General features: G+C 64.9%; 14 protein-coding genes and 1 pseudogene. 8 read left to right on the forward strand and 7 right to left on the reverse strand.

From position 1 onward, the window contains the following. Positions 1-9: 9 nt before the first annotated feature. The 5 genes from A1351_RS08675 to A1351_RS08695 form a co-directional block, all read right to left on the reverse strand. A complete protein-coding gene (locus tag A1351_RS08675; RefSeq protein WP_024880483.1) occupies positions 10-1,311 on the reverse strand; it encodes an efflux RND transporter periplasmic adaptor subunit in 1,302 nt (433 codons plus the stop codon). Beyond that, positions 1,308-2,864, reverse strand: coding sequence for an efflux transporter outer membrane subunit (locus A1351_RS08680; RefSeq protein WP_024880482.1), 1,557 nt, complete (start codon positions 2,862-2,864; stop codon positions 1,308-1,310). The genes A1351_RS08675 and A1351_RS08680 overlap by 4 nt, the downstream gene beginning before the upstream one ends. A 250-nt stretch (positions 2,865-3,114) precedes the next feature. Beyond that, positions 3,115-3,567 (reverse strand): DUF2147 domain-containing protein, encoded by a 453-nt coding sequence (locus A1351_RS08685; RefSeq protein ID WP_245267336.1) that lies wholly within the window; start codon positions 3,565-3,567, stop codon positions 3,115-3,117. Continuing rightward, positions 3,564-6,260, reverse strand: a complete 2,697-nt coding sequence (locus tag A1351_RS08690; protein WP_064032778.1) for an MMPL family transporter — start codon at positions 6,258-6,260, stop codon at positions 3,564-3,566. Before A1351_RS08690 ends, A1351_RS08685 begins: the two co-directional genes overlap by 4 nt. 78 nt (positions 6,261-6,338) lie before the next feature. Then, positions 6,339-6,548 carry a DUF1674 domain-containing protein gene (locus tag A1351_RS08695; RefSeq protein WP_024880479.1) on the reverse strand — a complete coding sequence of 70 codons (210 nt, stop codon included), beginning with the start codon at positions 6,546-6,548 and terminating at the stop codon, positions 6,339-6,341. A gap of 148 nt (positions 6,549-6,696) precedes the next feature. On the opposite strand from A1351_RS08695, the gene A1351_RS08700 reads away from it, so the two are divergent. From A1351_RS08700 to A1351_RS08730, 8 genes and pseudogenes are all read left to right on the forward strand, one after another. Then, positions 6,697-8,097 (forward strand): RsmB/NOP family class I SAM-dependent RNA methyltransferase, encoded by a 1,401-nt coding sequence (locus A1351_RS08700; protein ID WP_064032779.1) that lies wholly within the window; start codon positions 6,697-6,699, stop codon positions 8,095-8,097. Between the two features lie 143 nt (positions 8,098-8,240). Then, positions 8,241-9,899: a heparinase II/III family protein gene (locus tag A1351_RS08705; RefSeq protein ID WP_245291621.1), complete on the forward strand. Its 1,659-nt coding sequence runs from the start codon at positions 8,241-8,243 to the stop codon at positions 9,897-9,899. A 100-nt stretch (positions 9,900-9,999) separates the two neighbouring features. Continuing rightward, positions 10,000-10,974: a ParA family protein gene (locus tag A1351_RS08710; protein WP_064032780.1), complete on the forward strand. Its 975-nt coding sequence runs from the start codon at positions 10,000-10,002 to the stop codon at positions 10,972-10,974. Next, complete coding sequence (locus A1351_RS24630) at positions 10,974-11,528, forward strand: hypothetical protein (protein ID WP_157096212.1); 555 nt, start codon at positions 10,974-10,976, stop codon at positions 11,526-11,528. The genes A1351_RS08710 and A1351_RS24630 overlap by 1 nt, the downstream gene beginning before the upstream one ends. Positions 11,529-11,543: 15 nt before the next feature. Further along, a pseudogene (locus A1351_RS24635) lies at positions 11,544-11,843 on the forward strand (hypothetical protein); the annotation flags it as partial. 866 nt (positions 11,844-12,709) lie between these two features. Continuing rightward, a complete protein-coding gene (purH, locus tag A1351_RS08720; RefSeq protein WP_064032782.1) occupies positions 12,710-14,302 on the forward strand; it encodes a bifunctional phosphoribosylaminoimidazolecarboxamide formyltransferase/IMP cyclohydrolase in 1,593 nt (530 codons plus the stop codon). 600 nt (positions 14,303-14,902) lie between these two features. Continuing rightward, a complete protein-coding gene (locus tag A1351_RS08725) occupies positions 14,903-16,423 on the forward strand; it encodes a hypothetical protein (protein WP_051592510.1) in 1,521 nt (506 codons plus the stop codon). A gap of 142 nt (positions 16,424-16,565) precedes the next feature. Further along, entirely contained in the window at positions 16,566-17,687 is a 1,122-nt protein-coding gene (locus A1351_RS08730) for a helix-turn-helix domain-containing protein (RefSeq protein WP_024880470.1), read from the forward strand. An 80-nt stretch (positions 17,688-17,767) separates the two neighbouring features. Here the strand turns inward: A1351_RS08730 and A1351_RS08735 are convergent, their stop codons facing one another. Further along, positions 17,768-18,040 (reverse strand): hypothetical protein, encoded by a 273-nt coding sequence (locus tag A1351_RS08735; RefSeq protein WP_024880469.1) that lies wholly within the window; start codon positions 18,038-18,040, stop codon positions 17,768-17,770. 98 nt (positions 18,041-18,138) lie between these two features. Next, complete coding sequence (gene prfA / locus A1351_RS08740) at positions 18,139-19,209, reverse strand: peptide chain release factor 1 (RefSeq protein WP_024880468.1); 1,071 nt, start codon at positions 19,207-19,209, stop codon at positions 18,139-18,141. Positions 19,210-19,296 lie beyond the last annotated feature (87 nt).

Genomic DNA, 19,296 nt, shown 5'->3' on the forward strand with positions numbered 1-19,296 from the left:
GCGGGAGCGTCACCTCTGTTGCGGCGGGCCGCCGACGTCGCCGCGCTTCTCGCCGCCGGCCTCGCTCTTTTGTTCCTTGCGCGGACGCTTCGCAGCATCCGCGCCGCGATCGGCCGTCGGCTCCATCACCTTGACCTGCGATCCGTCGACGAGCCGCGAGAAGCCGGTCGTCGCCACCTTCTCGCCCGGCTCGAGGCCGGAGACGACCACCGCCTGAACCTCGTCCTGCCGTCCGACGGAGACCGCCTTCATCGAGACGGTCTCGTCCTCGTTCAGCGCATAGACGAAGGCGCCATTGGGGCCGCGTTGAATGGCCGAGCTCGGAACCACACGCGCATCGTGTAGCACATCGACTGTCAACCGGACGTTGACGAACTGGCCCGGCCACAGCGCGAGGCCCTTATTCTCGAAGGTCGCCTTTATCTTCACCGTGCCGGTGGTCTGGTCGATCTGATTGTCGATCACCGTCACCACGCCCGTGTCCAGCACGCTGGAATTGTCCGGGCCGAGGGCGGCCGCCGGCGCCGGGGCGCGGGACTGCGCCTTCTGCACCGCGGGCAGAAACTGCTGCGGCACGGTGAAGACGACATAGATCGGCTGCAGCTGGGTGATGACGACGATGCCGGTCGCGTCCGAGCTGTGCAGAATATTGCCGACGTCCACGAGCCTTATGCCGGTGCGGCCGTCGATCGGCGAGCGTATGGTGGCGTAATCCAGCGTCGCCTTGGCGTTGTCGATCGCGCCTTGATCGGCGCGGATCTGCGCCTCGAGCTGGGTGACGAGCGACTCCTGCGTCGCAAATTGCTGCTGAGAGCCGAAATTGCTCGCCGCGAGCTTCTTATAGCGCGTCACATCGACGCGGGCGTTGGCGAGATTGGCTTCGTCCTGCGCCTTTTTGGCGACGGCCTGGTCATAGGCGGCCTGATAGAGCGTCGGATCGATGAGGGCGACAATATCGCCCTTCTTGACGCTCTGCCCCTCGTCGAAGCCGAGCTTCATCAGCCGCCCATCGACCTGCGTGCGGACAGTGACCGTGTTGAGCGCCTGCGCCGTGCCGACCGCGTCGATCGTCACCGGCACATCGGCGATCCGCACCGGCGTCGCCGTTATGGAGACGGGACCATCCAGGCTGCGGCGGCGCCCCTCGCGCTTGCCGCCCGACACTGCGGCCGATTCTTGCGCCCCGTCGCCGAAGATCCAGGGACGGGCGACGTAATAGCCGGCCGCGAGCGCGGCGATGACCCCCAGGGCGACCAGCGGCGACGGCCGCTTCGCGCGCCAGCCGGCCGGCCAGGAGAGCGGCGGTTTCACGGCCAGGGACCCTTGTCCGACTCATAGGCGCCATCTTCGGCGGCGATCTCGAGCGCGCGCGTCGCGCCGGACCAGCCGCCGCCGAGCGCCTGATAGAGGCTGGTGGCCGCCTGGAAATATGCGAGCCGAACCACGGCCAGCGCGTCCTCGGTCTGGAACAAGGTGGTCTCCGTGGTCGAGAGGGTGATGATATCGATCGTTCCCTCACGGAGCCGCGCTTCGGCCACCTCATAGGCCCGTCGCGCCGCGGCCGCCGCCTCGCCCTGCAGCTTCAGCTGGCGAGAGGTCTCCTGTATGGCGATGAGCGCATTCTCGACGTCCGAGAAGGCCGTCAAAATTTGTTTTTTGTAAGCCTGCGCCAGCTCGGCGAACTTGCCCTGCTGCAGCAGATATTGGCCCTGCAGATTATAGCCGTCGAAGACCGGCTGCGTCAGATTGCCGGCGATCTGCCAGGCGATCGCCTCCGGGCGGAACAGCGAGCGCAGCGCGATGCTCTGCACGCCGTAATAGCCGGTGATCTTGATCGACGGGAAGAAGGAGGCGCGCGCCTGCAGCACCGAGAATTCGGCGGATTCGAGCTTGGCCTCGGCCTCTGCGATATCCGGGCGGCGCAGCAGCAGCTCGGAGGGCAGGCCGGGCGAGACTTTCGGGAAGCTGAGCCGGGTCAGCGAGCCGCCCTTGATGACGGCGCTCTCCGGCGGGACGCCGAGCAGCACGGCCAGCGTGTTCTTCGTCTGGCGCAAAGTCTGCTCCAGCGGCGGCACGGAGGCGCGCTGCTGCGCGACGACCGAATCCTGCTGCGAAAAGTCGAGCGCCGTGGCGGTGCCGACGTCGAGCCGGGCCTTGATGGCCTTCAGCACGGTTTCGGCGATCTTGATGTTGTTGTGGGCGATGCGTAGCCGGTCTTCCGCCGTCAGCACCTGAAAATAGGCGTTCACCACCGAGGCGATGGTGGAAATCTCGACCACGTCGCGATCGAAGCGGCTGGCGTCGGCGAGCAGCCGCGCGGCGTTGGAGGCGTCCTGATTCTTGCCCCAGAAGTCGATCTCATAGCTGGCGTCGAGCTGCAGCTGCAAGAAATTGGCGCGGCGCGTGCGCAGCACGCTCGAGCCGGCGGCGCCGGTCGTCGTCGTGGCGCTGGTCGAGGCGCTGGTGCTCGTCGCGCTGGTGATGGTCGCCGGCGTCTGGGTGCGCCGCGCTATGTCGTTCATCGTGAGCGACGGCCACAGCGGCGAGCTGTTGATCCGCGCGGTCGCGTCGGCTTGCTGGATGCGCGCCACCGCGGCGGCTATGTCCAGATTTTGCTCGAGCGCCTTTTCGACGAGGCGGGTCAGCTCCGGCGAGCGGAAGCCCTGCGACCATTCCTTGGCGGCGCGAATCGGCGCGGCCGAGCGGGCCGGCTTGGCGGCCTTGAAGGCGGGCGGGGTCTCGACCGTGGCGTCCGGCTTCTCCCAATCGAGCACGCAGCCGGAGAGGGCCGTCGCGGCGGCGAGCGCCGCGGCGCGACCGAGGAACAGGGGCGGCCGTGGTCGTCGTCTCGGAGACAAGGACAATTCCGTTCTATCCGCATCTGCGCCCGGGCGGGCGCGTGGCCCTGTGACAGGGCCTAGACCAATGAGCGCCGCCGTTAAAGCGGGCGCGTGAATTTTCCACCGGCGCGACTCGATCGAGAGCGCCGATCCCACTCGACCCCGCAAAAATGGCCTCGCGAGGGCGCGTGGAAGAGCCGCCGAAAACCGATTCCTTCGCCGCGGCTCCGCTCGACCCTGCGAGGCGAGGCCGTTATGGTCAAGTTACGGATTGTTAATTTCTTCGCCGCGGCGTCGGCGTCTTTTGGGAAGGCGTCGGCTCGCCGGGCATTTTGTTCCAGCTTTCGCTCTGACACAAGAATGCGATCAGGCAGCCGGTGAGCGTGAGCTGGGTCGGGCTGTCCAAAGTGATGATCCCGATATAGATTTTGCCGTTCTCTGGATTGAAGAGATCGCCTTTCCAGCGATTGGCCTCGATCCGCGCCGCATGGCGCAGAATCAGCATCGGCTGCTGGCCGGGCGGGGGCGGCGGAAACACGCCGCGCGCGCAGAGCTTGCCGTCGCAATCGAAGAATTCGAGCTTTTGCTGATGGCCGCCGCGCATCCATACGCCATAGATCGGCTCGGTCGGCGCGGCGGGGGCCGGCGCCGCCTCCGCGGGGGCCGCCGCCGCAGGAGCGGCGGAAACGAGGGCGAGAAGCAGGGAAAAAGCCGCCTTCTTCATCATGGCTCCGAGCCTAACACGCCGCGCGGCGGCTGCACAGGCGAAGCCGTTCGCTCGGTCGCTTCGCTCGCGCCGAGGGCGGCCTCCTGCGGATCGCCGATCGCCTCCGCCTCCTCCTCCATCCGCGGCGGGCCGAGGAAGGCCGGCACGATGATGAAGGCGGCGAGCAAAGTGAAGAACAGCGAGATGGCGAGCAGCGCGCCCATGCTGGCCGTGCCCGGATGGCTCGACAGGAACAGGCTGCCGAAGGCCGTGCCCGTGGTGAGCGCGCTGAAGAAGATGGCGCGCGTCAGGCTCGAGGCGAGCATGTCCGAGACGCCCTTGCGCCAGGCGATGACGTAATAGATGTGGAAGGCGACGCCGACGCCGAACATCAGCGGCAGCGCGATGATATTGGCGAAGTTGAGCGATAAGCCGAGCAGATCGGCCGCCTCGAGGCTCATGATTCCCGCGAGCACCAGCGGGCCGAGCGTGAGCGCGACGTCGCTCGCCCGCCGCAGCGCGACGACGAGAATCAGGAATATGGCCACGAAGGCCAGCACGCCGGCCTGCAGAAAGGCGTCGACGACCGTCTTGCCGGCCTCGGCGACGATCACCGGCGGGCCGCCGGCGTCCGGGGCGAGCGTCTGCACCGCTTCGGCGAAGCGCGTCATCACCTCGCGATCATTGCTGTCGCCCTTGGGCGTCACCTCGACGCGCACCTCGCCATCGGCGGAGATCCATTCCGAGCGCAGATCCTCCGGCAGCGAGTCGGGCGTGATCTTCTGCGCGGCGAGCGCTCTGCGCAGCTCGCCGAAGAGGCGCTCGAGATCGGAGAGAGCGGCGGTCTGCGCCTCCTTGCGAATCTCCGGGCTGGCCTTGACCAGCGCATCCAGCGAATCGGCGAAGCGGATGAGGCCGGCCGGGGCCTTGGGCGCGGAGCCGGCCTTGCGGATCGTCTTGGCGGCGCGGGCGAGGGCTTTCTTCACCTCCTCGTCGCTCGGCGCGGGCTTGACCGTCGGATCGAGAATCTTGCGCAGCTGATTGGCGGCGTTTTCGAGCAGCGGCAGCTTCTCGTCCTGATCGGCGGGAATCAGCTGGTCGATCGTCGTCACATGATCGACCTCCGGCAGCGCCGCGATTTTTTTGGCCAGCTCGCGCGCGGCGGGCAGAGAGGGCGCGAGCGCCTCGATCTTATTGGGCGCCGTCTGCGGGTTTTTGGAGAGATCGAGGAAGGTCGCGACCGATTCGACAGTTTGATCGCGCAGATTCATCGGATTGGAGTCGAAGCGCAGATGTAGCAGGAAGGGCGCGCCGGCGAGCACGACGATCGCCGTCGCGACGAGCACCAGCACGCGATGGCGGGCGATCCAATGATCGACGGCGGCCAGCGAGGCGGTCTCCACCGGCGCCGTCTCCGCCTTGGGGCCGAGAATGCGGATCAGCGCCGGCAGGAAGGTGAGCGTCGCCAGATAGGCGATGATCATGCCGAGGCCGGCGATGAGGCCGAGCTCGGCCACGCCGAGAAACTCCGTCGGCAGGAAGCAGAAGAAGCCGGCGAGCAGCGAGACGGCGGCGAGCGTCAGCGACCAGCCTATGCCGCGCGTCGCCGCCAGCAGAGCTTGCGGCAGATCGTCGACATTGTGGCGCTCCTCGCGATAGCGCGTGGCGAACTGAATGCCGAAATCGACGCCGAGGCCGATGAACAGAACCGCGAAGGCGACCGAGATGAGGTTGAAGCGGCCGATCAGCGCTATGCCGAGGCCCGAGGTCATGGCGAGGCCGGCGATGATGGTCAGCAGCACGGCGAAGATGAGCCGCTTGGAGCGCAGCGCCGCCCAGAGAATGAGCGTCACCACCGCCAGCGTGGCCGAGACATTCAGCCCGGTGTTCTCGGCGACGGTGGCGAATTCCTCATCCGCCAGCGGCACTTGGCCGGTCAGCCGCACGGTCACGCCCTTGTCGGGAACGAGGCCGAGCGATTTCGCCGTGTCGCGGATGATCTGCACCGCCTCATGGCCGGGCTCCAGCGCCGAATAGTCGATGATCGGCTTGATGAGCACGATGCGGCGCGGGTCCGCGCTGGGGCCGACCGAGGGCGCCTCCGGCTCGCGGCCGCCGGCCAGCAGCTTCTCCCAGGAGACCTTGGCCGGCTTTCCGGCGAGCACGGCGTCGAAAGCGTCGGTGAAATTATCGAGCCCCTTGGCGAAGGAGGCGAGGCCGCGCTCGCTCGTCGCCACCTGCTTGAGGCCGAACAGCAGAGCGTCCGACAGGCCGCGCAGGCTGGGGTCTTCCGCCAGCGGCTGCAGAAACTCGCGCTGCGCGACGAGCGAATTCATGTCGCGGCGAATCTCGTCGACGCCGAGGAAGAGAATGCCATTGTCGCGAAAATATTTATTATCGTCCGGGCGCCAGACGCGGGACATGAGCGGCTTGCCGGTCAGCGCGTCGCGCAGCTCATTGGCGCTTTTTTCCGCCTGCTCGCTGGTCTTGGCGTCGACGACCGCCACGATGATGTCGTCGATCTGCGGAAAGGCTTTGTAGAGGCGCGTCTCATTGGCGCGCCAGGGAACCTCGGGCGAGAAGAGATGCGCCGTATCCGTGTCGATGGCGAAACGCGTGGCGGTCACATAGGCGCCGGCGACGGTGAGCGCGAGCGTGACGATGACGACCGTCCAGGGCCGGCGCAGACACCAGGCCACGAGCTTTTCCAACATCAAGGGTCCTCGAATTGTTCAAAGCGCCGTGGGCGGCGCTCGTCGCGCCCGTCTCGAGCATGGGCTCGGGCCGGGCGTTCAGAAGTCGCTGGCTATTCCTTTGCTCTCCCAGTCGCCGTAGCGAGCGGGATCGAGCCCTCCGCGGCCGCCGAGCTCGCGCTGCGTCGAGACGCGATCACGCCTCTGCCGTTCGCGGCGCTCCTCGGCTTCCGCCAGCGCGCGTTGCGCTTCCGGCGGAAGGGTCCGCTCGGTCGCGGCTCGTTCCGAGCGTGTCTCCGCTTCGTCCATTCATCCTCCTCGGAACGCGACGCTCCCGGGAAATTGTCCCGGGAAACTCTCCCGACAAGAGCTGGTTCTCGGGCGCGCGATCGGCGCTCGCCTCGGGTCAGCTCCTTATGTGATATAAACGACGATTCGATCCCCGTCGAAGGTGTGAATGCGCGACAATAGACCTTTCTCCGCCAAGGCCAAGGCGCGGGCCGGCTTCCTTCCGGCAGACGCCGCGCGCGAGGCCGAGGCCACTCGAGTCCCGGGGCTGCAGGCGCGCATCGCCGCGGCCAATGTGATCGCGGATGTCGCGCAAGGCGGCCACCGGCTGGACGAACGTTTTTCTCCGCAGGCGGTTCCGTACCGCCTCGCAGGAATGGAGCCGCGCGACATCGGGCTCGCGCGCTCCATCGCCTATGTCGGCGTTCGCCGTCTCGGCGCCATTCGCCACGCGCTCGCGCTTCTGCTCGAGAAGGGCCTGCCCAAGCAGGCCGCGCGGCTCGAATGGCCGCTCGTCGCCGCGGCGGCGCAAATCCTCTTTCTCGACGTTCCCGATCACGCCGCCGTCGATCTCGCCGTGCGCGCGGTCCGGCTCGAGCCGAAGACCACTCCCTTCGCCGGCCTGGTGAATGGCGTGCTGCGCAATCTCATCCGCCGCCGCGAGGAGTTTCTCGGCGCCGATCCGCTCGATCTCGACACGCCCGCCTGGCTCGCGCAGCGCTGGATCAAATCCTATGGCGAGGCGCAGGCGCGCGCCATCGCCGCCATCCATATGCAAGAGCCGCCGATCGACCTCACGGTGAAATCGGACGCCGAAGGCTGGGCGCAGCGTCTCGATGGAATCGTTCTGCCGACCGGCTCGGTGCGGCTGCGCGCGCGCACGCCGATCGTCGAGCTCGACGCTTATGCGGAGGGCGAATGGTGGGTGCAGGACGCCGCCGCCGCTCTGCCGGCGCGCTTGCTCGCCGTGGAGCCGGACGAGCGCGTGCTCGACATGTGCGCAGCGCCCGGCGGCAAGACCGCGCAGCTCGCTCTCGCCCGCGCGCAGGTGACGGCGCTCGATCGATCCGCCGAGCGGCTGAAGCTGCTCGCCGCCAATCTGCAGCGCGTCCGCCTGCACGCCGACATAGCGGTGGGCGACGCCGCCTCTTATTCCGCCGCGCGTCCCTTCGACGCCATTCTGCTCGATGCGCCCTGCTCGGCGACGGGGACGATCCGCCGTCATCCCGACGTGCCCTGGATCAAGAAGCCCGGCGATCTCGATTCCCTCGTCGCGCTGCAATCGCGCATATTGGAGCGCACCGCCTCCCTGCTGCGGCCCGGCGGGCGCCTCGTCTATTGCACCTGCTCGCTGGAGCCGGAGGAGGGCGAGGCGCAAATCGCGAGCTTCCTGCGCCGTCATCCCGAGATGCGCCGCGCGCCGATCGACGCCGCCGCCGATCGCGTTCCGGCGGAATTCGTGACGCCGGACGGCGATTTGCGCACGCTGCCATCCTATTGGCCGAATGAGGACGCGCGCCTCGCCGGGCTCGATGGCTTCTTCGCCGCGCGGCTCGTGCGGCGGGACTGACGGAAGGCGCAGGATCGCGCATCCGCCGCTTTCCTGCTTTTGCGATTCGTGTCATCCCAATCATGATTCGCTTTGCTCCGCGCCAAATCGCGGAGCGCGAGGAGGACGCTCTGAGCGAGACGGCCAAAGGCTCCGGACAGCGATTGGCGAATGCCGCCGCGCGTGGCGTCGCCTCTTTCGCGCGCGCGGTGCGCGGGCCTTATTACGCCGTGCAGGCCATGGGCGTTCGCGCGCCGGAGCGGCTCTATGTGGCGCCGCAGGACATTCGCACAGCCGATCCAACCGTCGCGGATGAAATCTACGCCGGCTATTTCTCCTTCGACGGCAAGGTGGTGGAGACCAATGGGCGCTCGCCCTTCTCCATCGCGCCGCCATCCGTCGCTTGGCGGCGCTCGCTCGCCGGCTTCTCGTGGCTGCGCCATTTGCGCGCCGCCGATCGCGCGCTCGCGCGCGCCAACGCCCGCGCGCTGGTCGACGAATTTTTGCGCACGCGCACCGATTTCATCGACGATCCCGCCTATGAGCCGCGCATCGTCGCGCGCCGCACGCTGTCCTTTCTGGCGCAATCGCCGATCCTGCTCGAGGGCGCCGATCAAGATTTCTACGAGCGCTTCATGCGCGCGCTGGCGCGCAACATTCGCTTTCTGCTGCGCGCCATGGGCTCCGAGCGGCGCGCCTCGGACCGGCTGCTCTGCGCCGTGGCGCTCGCCGCTTTCGGCGTCTGCGCCGACGCCGGCCGCAAATTCGAGATGCGCGCCACCGCGCTGCTGGACGCCGAGCTGTTCCGCCAAATCCTGCCGGACGGCGGCCATATCGGCCGCAATCCCGAGACGCCGGTGGATCTGCTGCTCGATCTATTGCCGCTGCGCCAAGCCTATGCCGCGCGCGGGCGCCGGCCGCCGGAGCGGCTCACCGCCTCCATCGCCGCGATGATCTCCTTCCTGCGCGTGCTGAAGCATGGCGACGGCTCGCTGGCTTTGTTCAACGGAATGGGCCAGGCGCCGCCGGATCGTCTGGCGACGATCCTCGCCCATGCCGACGCCTCGGGCGCGCCTATTCTCGACGCCCCGCATTCGGGCTATCGGCGGCTGCAGGCGGGCGCGGCCGCGGTCGTCGTCGACGCCGGCGCGCCGCCCCCGCCGATCTTCTCCTCCGCGGCCCATGCCGGCTGTCTCTCCTTCGAATTTTCGATCGGCGCCGAGCGCATCGTCGTCAATTGCGGCGCCCCGCCCGCGGGCTCGGAGGCGCTGCGCCGCGTCGCGCGCTCGACGGCGGCGCATTCCACCCTCGTCGTCGAGGATCGCTCCTCCTGCCGCATAGAGGCGCGGCCGGGACGCGGCCGGCCGGAGGAGCGCATCGTCGCCGGCCCCGTGCAAGTGAAGGCGGCGCGCCGCTCCACCGACACGAGCCATGAGCTCGAGCTTTCGCACGACGGCTATGCGCGCGAGCTCGGCCTATTGCACGAGCGCAGGCTGGCGCTGGCGCATGACGGCTCGCAGCTGCTCGGCGACGACAGGCTCATCGCGCTGCGCCATGGCGCGCGGGCCGAGAATTTCGTGCTGCGCTTCCATCTGCATCCCAATGTGCAGGCGAGCGCGGCCGGCAAGCGCAAGGTGCTGCTGCGCAGCCTCGGCGTCGATCTCGTCTTCGAGGCCAACGCCGATGTGAGCGTTGAGGAGAGCGTCTTCTTCGCCGGCCCGGCCACAGCGCGCAAAAGCGCGCAGATCGTGGTGGATGGCCGCGGCGTGAAGGACGCGCATTTGCGGTGGTCGTTTTCGCGGGTGGAGGAGGGCGCGGTATAACAAGCTTAACCGCTGATTGCGTCGTGGCCGTATTTCCAGTATGAACGATTTGTCGCGTGAATGAGACATCAAAGTTGGTGACACATCGAGGGGCAGTCTCGTGCATTCTGTGGCATTTTTTAATAATAAAGGCGGGGTAGGCAAGACAACCCTGCTGTGCAATGTTGCTGCTTGTATTAGCTTATACCTGGGCAAAAGTGTTTGTGTTGTTGACGCTGATCCGCAGTGTAATGCGACTCAGTATTTTTTTGATCAAGAAACAATAGAATCTCTTTACTCTAGTGATGATGCCTTCACTATTTATAACGTCATCGAGCCGCTGGCTATTGGGGACGGGTATAACAAAGAAATTTCCGTCAAGAGAGCTGGGCGTTTCGGGGTGGATGTTGTGCCTGGGGATCCTCGCCTTGCTTTGACGGAGGATTTGCTTGCTAAGGATTGGGGCGACGCGCGTGGTGGAGAAATACGAGGTATAAGAACAAGCTTGGTATTTTCGGCGCTTTTGGAAAAGTTGCAGGGATATGATTATGTATTTTTTGATGTAAGCCCATCCTTGGGTGCTATTAATAGGTCTATAATGCTAAGTTCTGAATATTTTATAAGTCCTGTTTCTTTGGACATTTTTTCGTTGAAGGCGTTTGAGAATATTGCGCGCTGGATTGATGACTGGTGGAAAGACTGGGAGTCTGGTCTGGCAAATGTAAAAAGAAAAGAGAGGATACCGCGTCTATTCTATAGTAGGCCGATTTTTATCGGCTATGTGACTCAGCAGTATCTCGCGAAAAGGGATAGTGACGGTCAGCGGCGAGCAGTGAGTGCCTACGAGCAAATCAGAAAGCAAATTGATCAAGTAATTATAGCAAACGGGCTCGCGGATAGCTTGGTTGATATGAATTTTGAAATCGGCACCGTCCAGAATCTCTTTAGTCTGGTGCCTATGTCTCAAAGCCATAACACGCCAATATTTGAGCTTAATGCTGGAGATGGTGTAGTTGGCGCGCATTTCTCCAAGGTAAAAGAGTCTAAGCTCATCTTCATGAGTGTCGCTCAAGAATTGCTGGAGCGCGCCAGATAATGATCGATTGGCCAGACAGCCTCGTTGGCGATCTAGCGCGAAGGCGTGCGATCGTCGTTATTGGAAGCGGCGTATCTCGGCATTCCATGGGGGACACGGGAGTCCGGCCTCCTACTTGGAAGGCCTTTTTGGAAAAAGCTGTGCTTGATTGTCCGGATAAGCACTTTTTGGCTCCGGTAGAGAGGGCGATTGAATCAGGTGATTACCTGCATGCCTGTGAATGGCTCAAGAAGCGCTTTGATGAAAGCTGGGTTACTTATCTGCGCAAGACATTTTCGCAACCAATGTTTGCCTCAGCGGACGTGCATCAAGAAATTCTGAAGCTCGATAGTCGGATTGTTTTCTCTCTAAATTTCGACGACATTTATGAGAGGCACGTCAACGGGATTCATAGAGGATCTTACATTATAAAAAACTACTCCGATCCTGATGCCGCTGAGTTTTTGCGGGGTGACGGGCGTTACATAATTAAAGTCCATGGTAATCTTAACTCTCCCGAACACTTGATTTTTACTCAAAAAGACTATTCTAGGGCGAGAGTGTCGTACACGTGATTTTATCAAGCGTTTGATGCGGCGTTGTTGACGCATACATTTGTTTTTGTTGGATCTGGGCATTCTGATCCTGATATAAATTTATTACTTGAGAATCAGAACTTTGGATTTCCTTCGCAGCTTCCGCATTATTTTTTGAGTGCCACAGGTTTCGAACCAGATAGAAAATTATCTCTACGTGAGAATCGAAACCTTAAGGTCTTAGAATATGATCCGGTTGATGAGAACCACACAGGATTAGTTACAGAGCTGCAATCTTTGAATGATCGCGTGGAGGCAGAAAGATTCGCAATGTCGAAATCAGCGGCGTGGTGATAGACCTTGAGGAAGGGCGGCCGTCCGCGAGCGCGTGTTTCGATTTTTATAGATTTGGTATGGCTTTTTTCTGTGCCTAGCCAACATAGCGTTTCGTAAACGCATTGTAGAGTCCTCGAAGGCTCAGCGCGAGAGATCGTTCGTCACGCCCGTGTAGAGCGCGTCCGTTCAGTCGGTTGGTCATGATGTGACCCCATCCTCCAGCCATGCTGCAGTTTGAAAGGCGTGGATTGCCGCGACAAGCCCAGCCAGGACGGCGGTCTTCGAAAAACGAGGGCTTCGCGCTGGTGAAACGGGGGAACGCGGAGGCGATGACCCTGAACGCCAGAGCCGAGCCCCCCCTTGACGCTAGCGGATTAAATTCCTATCTTCCTCCCTGCCTCCGCCGGTGGGGCGTCGCCTTGAAGGGTAGGCGGCGTCGGCGGAGGCGCGGTTCGCAAGGGCGGGGGCAGACCCTCTCTCGTCTCGAGCGACGCCACGCCGCCGGCACGGCTTCTCCTTCGTGCGGAGGCATGTGGGAACACATGCGAAAGCTGCGCCGAATTTCCGAGGCTCGCGCGGGGATAGACTACCCGAAAGGGGAAAACAACCCTGAGCCCGCAGGCGGCGAACAGAAAAGGCGGCCGTGGTCCGGGATGCTTCCGGCTTCGATGCGCGACTTTTTTCAACGCTGCGGCCGAACGGAGCCGCTGCGTCCCGGACCTCCCATCCTCCCGCGCCGAATTTCGGCGCCGGGCGCGAAAGCGCGCGCCTCCTGCGAGAGGGCGCGGTCGGCGCGCTTTGGTTTCTCCCCCGGGCGATCTATGATAAGCGCCGGGTCGACACCCTTTCCCCGCGACATCTTCGCTCCATAACGAGGGACCTGAATGCCGGTCGATCTGCGCCGTATCACGAGAGCTCTGCTGTCCGTCTCCGACAAGACCGGACTCGTCGAATTGGCGAAGGCTCTCGCCGCGCATGGCGTCGAGCTGATCTCCACCGGCGGCACGCGCAAGGCGCTGGCCGAGGCGGGCCTTGCGGTGCGCGATATCGCCGATGTCACCGGCTTTCCGGAGATGATGGACGGGCGGCTGAAGACGCTGCATCCAAAGGTGCATGGCGGCCTGCTGGCGATCCGCGAGAATCCCGAGCATGAGGCGGCCATGCTCGCCCATGACATTCCGCAGATCGATCTGCTCGTCGTCAATCTCTACCCCTTCGAGGCGACGCTGGCCAAAGGCGCGCCTTTCGAGACCTGCGTCGAGAATATCGACATTGGCGGGCCGGCGATGATTCGCGCCGCCGCCAAGAATCACGACGATGTCGCCGTGCTGGTCGAGCCGGCCGATTATGATGGGTTTCTCGCCGAGCTTTCCGCCAATGGCGGCGCCGCCACTCTGGCGACGCGCCGGCGCCTCGCGCAAAAGGCCTATGCCCGCACGGCGGCTTATGATGCGGCGATCTCCAATTGGCTGGCCGGCGCGCTCGGCGAGGCGACCCCGCCCTGGCGCGCGATGGGCGGCCATTTGTCCGAGCCCATGCGCTATGGCGAGAATCCGCATCAGAGCGCCGGATTCTATCTGACGGGAGAGAAGCGCTTCGGCGTCGCCACGGCGAGGCAGCGCCAAGGCAAGCAGCTCTCCTACAACAATGTCAACGACACCGACGCGGCCTTCGAGCTGGTCGCGGAATTCGATCCCGCGCGCACGGCGGCGGTGGCGATCATCAAGCATTCCAATCCTTGCGGCGTCGCCGAAGGCGCGAGCCTCGCCGAGGCCTATCGCAAGGCGCTGCGCTGCGATTCCGTCTCGGCTTTTGGCGGCATCGTCGCGCTCAATCGCAAGCTCGACGCCGAGGCGGCGCGCGAGATCGTGAAGATTTTCACCGAGGTCATCATCGCGCCGGAGGCGGATGAGGAGGCGATCGGCATTATTGCGGCGAAGAAGAATTTGCGTCTGCTGCTCACCGGCGGCCTGCCCGATCCGCGCGCGGGCGGTCTCACTTTCCGCAGCGTCTCGGGCGGCTTTCTGGCGCAGTCGCGCGACAATAGCGTCGTCGACGACCTGACCCTCACCGTGGTGACGAAGCGCGCGCCGACTTCGAGGGAGCTGGCGGATTTGAAATTCGCCTTTCGCGTCGCCAAGCATGTGAAGTCCAACGCCATCGTCTACGCGCGCGATCTCGCGACGGTGGGCGTCGGGGCGGGGCAGATGTCGCGCGTCGATTCTTCGCGCACGGCGGCTTTCAAGGCGGAGGAGGCGGCGCGCGAGGCCGGCGTGCGGGAGAGCTTCGCCGTCGGCTCGGTGGTCGCCTCGGATGCGTTCTTTCCCTTCCCGGACGGGCTGCTGGCGGCGGCCTCGGCCGGCGCGACGGCGGTCATTCAGCCGGGCGGCTCGGTCAATGACAAGGATGTGATCGCCGCCGCCGATGAGGCCGGCCTCGCCATGGTGCTGACCGGCGTGCGCCATTTCCGGCACTGAGCCGGCGCGCGCTGCGGCGCAATATGTTTCCGTAATCTGTTGTTTTAGCGCGGGGTGCGCGACATCGTGCCGCGTCCCCCGCGCTGCGCATATTGTCGCGCTGTCGCATTTTGCGGCGAAACGCGGGGAACTGTCGCAGCCTGCGCCAGTCTTTGCCGCCGACCAGCCGATGGCGTGACAATTCCGAGGCGATTTCAGGCAGTTCTAATTGCCATTGTGCGACGCACGGCGCCTAATGATCCCGACAATGACGACGCTCTCCTCTTTCGAGACGAGCATAGATCGGGAGCTGTGCTTGATATCGAGACGACAATAATCTGATCGAAAGTCTTTCGATCGCCCGTCTGTCGTATTTTGACGCGCCTTTCCTTCTCGAATGGCGCTCATGCCGCAGCTCTCCCGCAATTTCGGTCAGATCTCGTCGCGCTGCTCTCACGAGCGGCGTCGCTGGGTCGCGCCGTCACCTCACTTTCCTTCCCAGGGAAAGAGGCCCGCGCCGCTGGGTCGATGACGAGCGGTCACTCAATCCTCCCTAACTTTCCCGGCCGTCTCTTCGAAGGGCGGCCGGGACTTTTCGAAAAAAAAAAGACGGAAACGCCAATGACAGGAACCGGCGATGTGGCCGCCCCGCGTCCACAGCGGCTCGAGGCGGCGAGTGTGGTGGCGGCAGGACTGGCCTTCATTTCTATTTTCGCCGGACCGGCGCGCGCAGACACCACCGACCAGCTGCTCGACCAGCTGAAGGCCAAGGGAATTCTCACCAAGGGCGAATATCGCAAGCTCAAGGCGCGCCACGCGGCCGAGACCGCCGCGCCGGCCCGCGCGGCTGTGGCGAGCCGCGCTGCGCAGCCGCTCGCGACGCCTTCGGATCGCTACATCACGCGTCTCGACAAAGGGATCGGCGCGCGCGTCGGCGCGGTCGACGTGCGTCTGTCCGGGCAGCTCGCCTTTTTCGCGACCGAGCAATTCAAGCAGGCGGGAACGGCGAGCATCGCCGGCGGGCTCGGCGGCGGCAGCCTCTATAATAACTCCTCCGCCATTCGCTCCGGCCTGCTGCCGAGCGCTTTGGCGCTCAATCTCTCGACCGAGCAGGAGGGCTATAAGGTCTCCTTCTCGCTCGGCCTCTACGCCGGCGGCAATAATATTCGCGTCGGCCTGCTCAATGGCAATAGTTCCGGCGCCTCGGTGGCGCTCGGCACGCCGGGGGTCGATCTGCGGCAAGTGTTCGGCGAAATCAGCTCGCCGGACTTGGGCTCGCTGAAGGTCGGCCGCGATCTCGGCCTCTTCGCCGCAGACGCCATTCTCAACGACTTCACGCTATTCGGCGCCGGCACCATCGCCGCCAACGCCAGCCCCTCCAATACGAGCCTCGGCCGCATCGGCTTCGGCTATGTCTATGCGGATTGGATTCCGCAGCTCACCTATACGACGCCGGATTTCCACGGCGTCACCGTTTCGGTCGGCGCCTTCTCGCCCTATCAGCAATTCGACAACGCCGGCTCCTATGTGTCGGCCGCCGGCGTCCTTCCCTATTCGGGCGTTATCACCGGGCATGACCAGCCGGGCTTTCAGGCGCGCGTGAAATATATCGGCGAGCTCGCGCCGGGGATGAAGCTCACACTGTGGACCTCCGGCCTCACCCAGCGGCATCGCGTCGAATCCGGCGACGCCATATTGCTGCCGCGCGGCGCGGGCGTGCGGTCCATGGCGATAGACGCCGGCGGGCGGCTCGACGTCGGCCCTGTGACTCTGGTCGGCTATGGCTATAAGGGCGTCGGCCTCGGCACGACGGGGCTCTATTTCGATGGCGTCGGCTATGATGGCGAGCGGCGCAAATCCTCCGGCTATTACGCCCAGGCCGGCTATACGATCTTCGAGCGCCTGACTTTCGGCGGCAGCTATGGCGTCAGCTATCTCGACGCCAATCTCGCCGATTATCCGGGCCGGCTCGGCGATGGCGCGCTCGTCTCCGCCAACGCCTCGACGATCGGCTTCGTGAAATATCGCTTCACCGATTGGGTCACCTTCCAGAGCGAGTTCGTGCGCTCGGTCTCGCATAATCTGCTGGGGCAGGGGGTGAGGACCAACGCGCTCGTCGCCGGGACGATTTTCTCTTTCTGATCGAAGGGATAGCGGATCTGGCTGCGACAATTTGTGCGGTGCACAAAGTAAGTGTGCTCTCATAATAAAGGGTGGCGGTCGGCCCGGCGACGGTTCGGCTGCCGCCGCCGCGTGTTCGGGCGGCCGTGAAAAGGCGTCTCAAATGCCCCTCTATTCCGCCAGCCTGACGGAGGCGGCGCGTGATAAATTCTTCGGCCGCGGCGAGCTGCCGACAGTCGAGCTGAAACAGCCGATCCTGCGCTCCTGGCTGCGCTGCGCCGAGCTCGGCCTCGACGCCGCCCGGCCGCCGCGCGTCGCGCCGCTCGAGCGGAGCGAGCTGCAGACGTTTCTCGCGCGGCACGAGCGGCTTCGTCGCTTGTGTCGGCCCGAGCTCGACGCGCTGAACGCCGAGGCGCATGAGACGGGCGCGATCGTCATTCTCGCCGATGCGCAGGGCATGGTGGTCGACGCCATAGGCGATATCGGCTTCGCCGGCTATGCGGCGCAAATCGCGCTCAAGCCCGGCGCGCATTGGAGCGAGGCCGCCGCCGGCACCAACGCCATAGGCGCGGCGCTGGCCGAGCGGCGGGCCACGGCCGTGCATGGCGGCGAGCATTTCTACGAGAGCCATAATATTTTGAGCGGCGCGGCGGCGCCCATCGTCGATCCGCGCGGCGTCGTCGTCGGCGCGCTGGCGCTCGCCGCTCACGCCGCCGTGCATCGCGTGCATGCGCTAGGGCTCGTGCGCTTCGCCGTGGAGCAGATCGAGCATCGCTTCTTCGGCGGCGGCGCTTTCGCGGCGGCCACCTTGCTGCGCTTCCACACCGACCCGGCCGTCGTCGGCGCGCCGCGCGAAGGGCTGCTCGCCTTCGACGACGACAAGCGCCTCATCGCCGCCAATCGCCGCGGCCTCTCCTTCGTGCAGCGCGATTGGTGCGCGCTCGATGTGGCGCGATTGGAGGAGCTGTTCGAGCCGCTGCGATCCGGGCCGCAAATGGGGGAGATCATCGGGACCGACGGAAGGCGCTATTACGGCCTCGCCAACACGCCCGGCGCCTGCCGCGCGCGGCCGACCGATTGTCCCTGGGAGCTGCAGGACATCTGCTTCGAGCCGCCCTCGGCGCGGCTCGCGGAGCATAGGCTGCGCGACGCCGAGCTTTCGGCGATGCGCGCGGCGCTCGACGCCTGCGACGGCAATTTCAGCAAGGCCGCTCGCGTGCTCGGCGTGCATCGCAGCACGCTCTATCGCCGCTTGAACGAGCGGGCGGGGGAGAGGGCGCGGTAGCGCTCTCCGATCGAACGATAGGCGCAGCCGCTTCGAGATCGAAGGGCCGCGCCTTTTCGGACTCATTCATCCGCGCTGGCTCACTCGCAGACGCGCATGCGGCGAAAATAGAGGACATTGCCCCAATCATCGGTCACCGGACGGCGGGCGATGTAGCAATTGCTGGGCGCCTCGGAGGCGGCGATGGCGCCGAGCGTCAGAGCGGTCAGCGCGCCCGCGGCGGCGACGCCGCCCCAGTAGTGGCCGTGATGACCGTGATGCCAATAGGGGTCCGCCTGGGCGGTGGAAGCGGTGAAGTTCGAGGCGGCGATGGTGGCGGCCAGCAGGCCGGCGGTGAGGAATTTTTTGGTCATCTTGCGCTCCGTGGCTCGGTGTCGTTCACGCGTCTCGTGAACGTCCCGAACTTACGAAGCGCCGAGCGCCATGGATGTGCGCCTTCGCACCGAGCGGTTCACTCCTCGCTCTGCGCGAGCAGCTTGGCCTGATGATCCGTCGTCAGCGCGTCGAAAATCTCGTCCATCTCGCCTTCCATCACGCGATCGAGCTTGTAGAGTGTGAGATTGATGCGATGGTCGGTGACGCGGCCTTGCGGAAAATTATAGGTGCGGATGCGCTCCGAACGATCGCCCGAGCCGACCTGCGCCTTGCGATCGGCGGAGCGCGCGCTGTCGAGGCGGTGGCGCTCGGCGTCATAGAGGCGCGAGCGCAGCACCTCCATCGCCTTGGCCTTGTTGCGATGCTGCGAGCGCTCCTCCTGCATCATCACGACGATGCCGGATGGAATATGCGTGATGCGGATCGCCGATTCGGTCTTGTTGACATGCTGGCCGCCGGCGCCGCCCGAGCGCATCGTCTCTATGTTGAGATCCTTGTCGTCTATGGCGATATCGACATCCTCCGCCTGCGGCAGCACGGCGACCGTCGCTGCGGATGTGTGAATGCGCCCCTGCGTCTCCGTCGCCGGCACGCGCTGCACGCGATGCACGCCGGATTCGAACTTCAATTTCGCATAGACGCCGCGGCCGGCGATCTCGGCCACGATCTCCTTATAGCCGCCGAGCGCGCCGTCGCTGGCGGAGAGAATCTCGACGCTCCAGCCCTTGACGGCGGCGTAGCGCTGATAGGCGCGGAAGAGATCGCCGGCGAAGAGCGAGGCCTCGTCGCCGCCGGTTCCGGCGCGCACCTCGAGAATGACGCCCTTCTCGTCGGCGGAGTCTTTCGGCAGCAAAGCGAGCTTCAGCTCTTGCTCGGCGCTGGTCAGCGCTTCCTGCGCGACATCGAGCTCGCCTTCGACGAAGGCGCGCATATCGGGATCGATCGCCGGATCGGCGAGCATCTCGCCCGCGCCGGCGATCTCGGCCTGCGTCGCGCGATAGATTTTGATCTTGGCGACGACATCGTCGAGCATGGCGAGCTCGCGAGACAGCGCGACGAAGCTCGCCGCGTCCGGCCCCGAGCTGAGCCTGTCGGCGATCTCCTCGTGACGACGCAGAATGAGGTCGAGCTTGTCTTGGGCGAACATGGGGCTTGCCGAGCGAGAGGGTAGGGGATGGCGTGGAGCGAGGCGCGAGCGTCGCTAGCGGCCCCGGTCTTTCGCGGCGATTGCCGA

Origin of the sequence: Methylosinus sp. R-45379 (genome assembly GCF_001644125.1) — a bacterium.
Classification (GTDB): domain Bacteria; phylum Pseudomonadota; class Alphaproteobacteria; order Rhizobiales; family Beijerinckiaceae; genus Methylosinus.

Bases quoted from the DNA above. Each gene is read 5' to 3' on its own strand.
- A1351_RS08725 (WP_051592510.1), top strand. From the start codon at position 14,903: ATGACAGGAACCGGCGATGTGGCCGCCCCGCGTCCACAGCGGCTCGAG.
- A1351_RS08685 (WP_245267336.1), bottom strand. From the start codon at position 3,567: ATGATGAAGAAGGCGGCTTTTTCCCTGCTTCTCGCCCTCGTTTCCGCC.
- A1351_RS08695 (WP_024880479.1), bottom strand. From the start codon at position 6,548: ATGGACGAAGCGGAGACACGCTCGGAACGAGCCGCGACCGAGCGGACC.
- A1351_RS08700 (WP_064032779.1), top strand. From the start codon at position 6,697: ATGCGCGACAATAGACCTTTCTCCGCCAAGGCCAAGGCGCGGGCCGGC.
- A1351_RS08690 (WP_064032778.1), bottom strand. From the start codon at position 6,260: ATGTTGGAAAAGCTCGTGGCCTGGTGTCTGCGCCGGCCCTGGACGGTC.
- purH (WP_064032782.1), top strand. From the start codon at position 12,710: ATGCCGGTCGATCTGCGCCGTATCACGAGAGCTCTGCTGTCCGTCTCC.
- A1351_RS24630 (WP_157096212.1), top strand. From the start codon at position 10,974: ATGATCGATTGGCCAGACAGCCTCGTTGGCGATCTAGCGCGAAGGCGT.
- A1351_RS08730 (WP_024880470.1), top strand. From the start codon at position 16,566: ATGCCCCTCTATTCCGCCAGCCTGACGGAGGCGGCGCGTGATAAATTC.
- A1351_RS08735 (WP_024880469.1), bottom strand. From the start codon at position 18,040: ATGACCAAAAAATTCCTCACCGCCGGCCTGCTGGCCGCCACCATCGCC.
- prfA (WP_024880468.1), bottom strand. From the start codon at position 19,209: ATGTTCGCCCAAGACAAGCTCGACCTCATTCTGCGTCGTCACGAGGAG.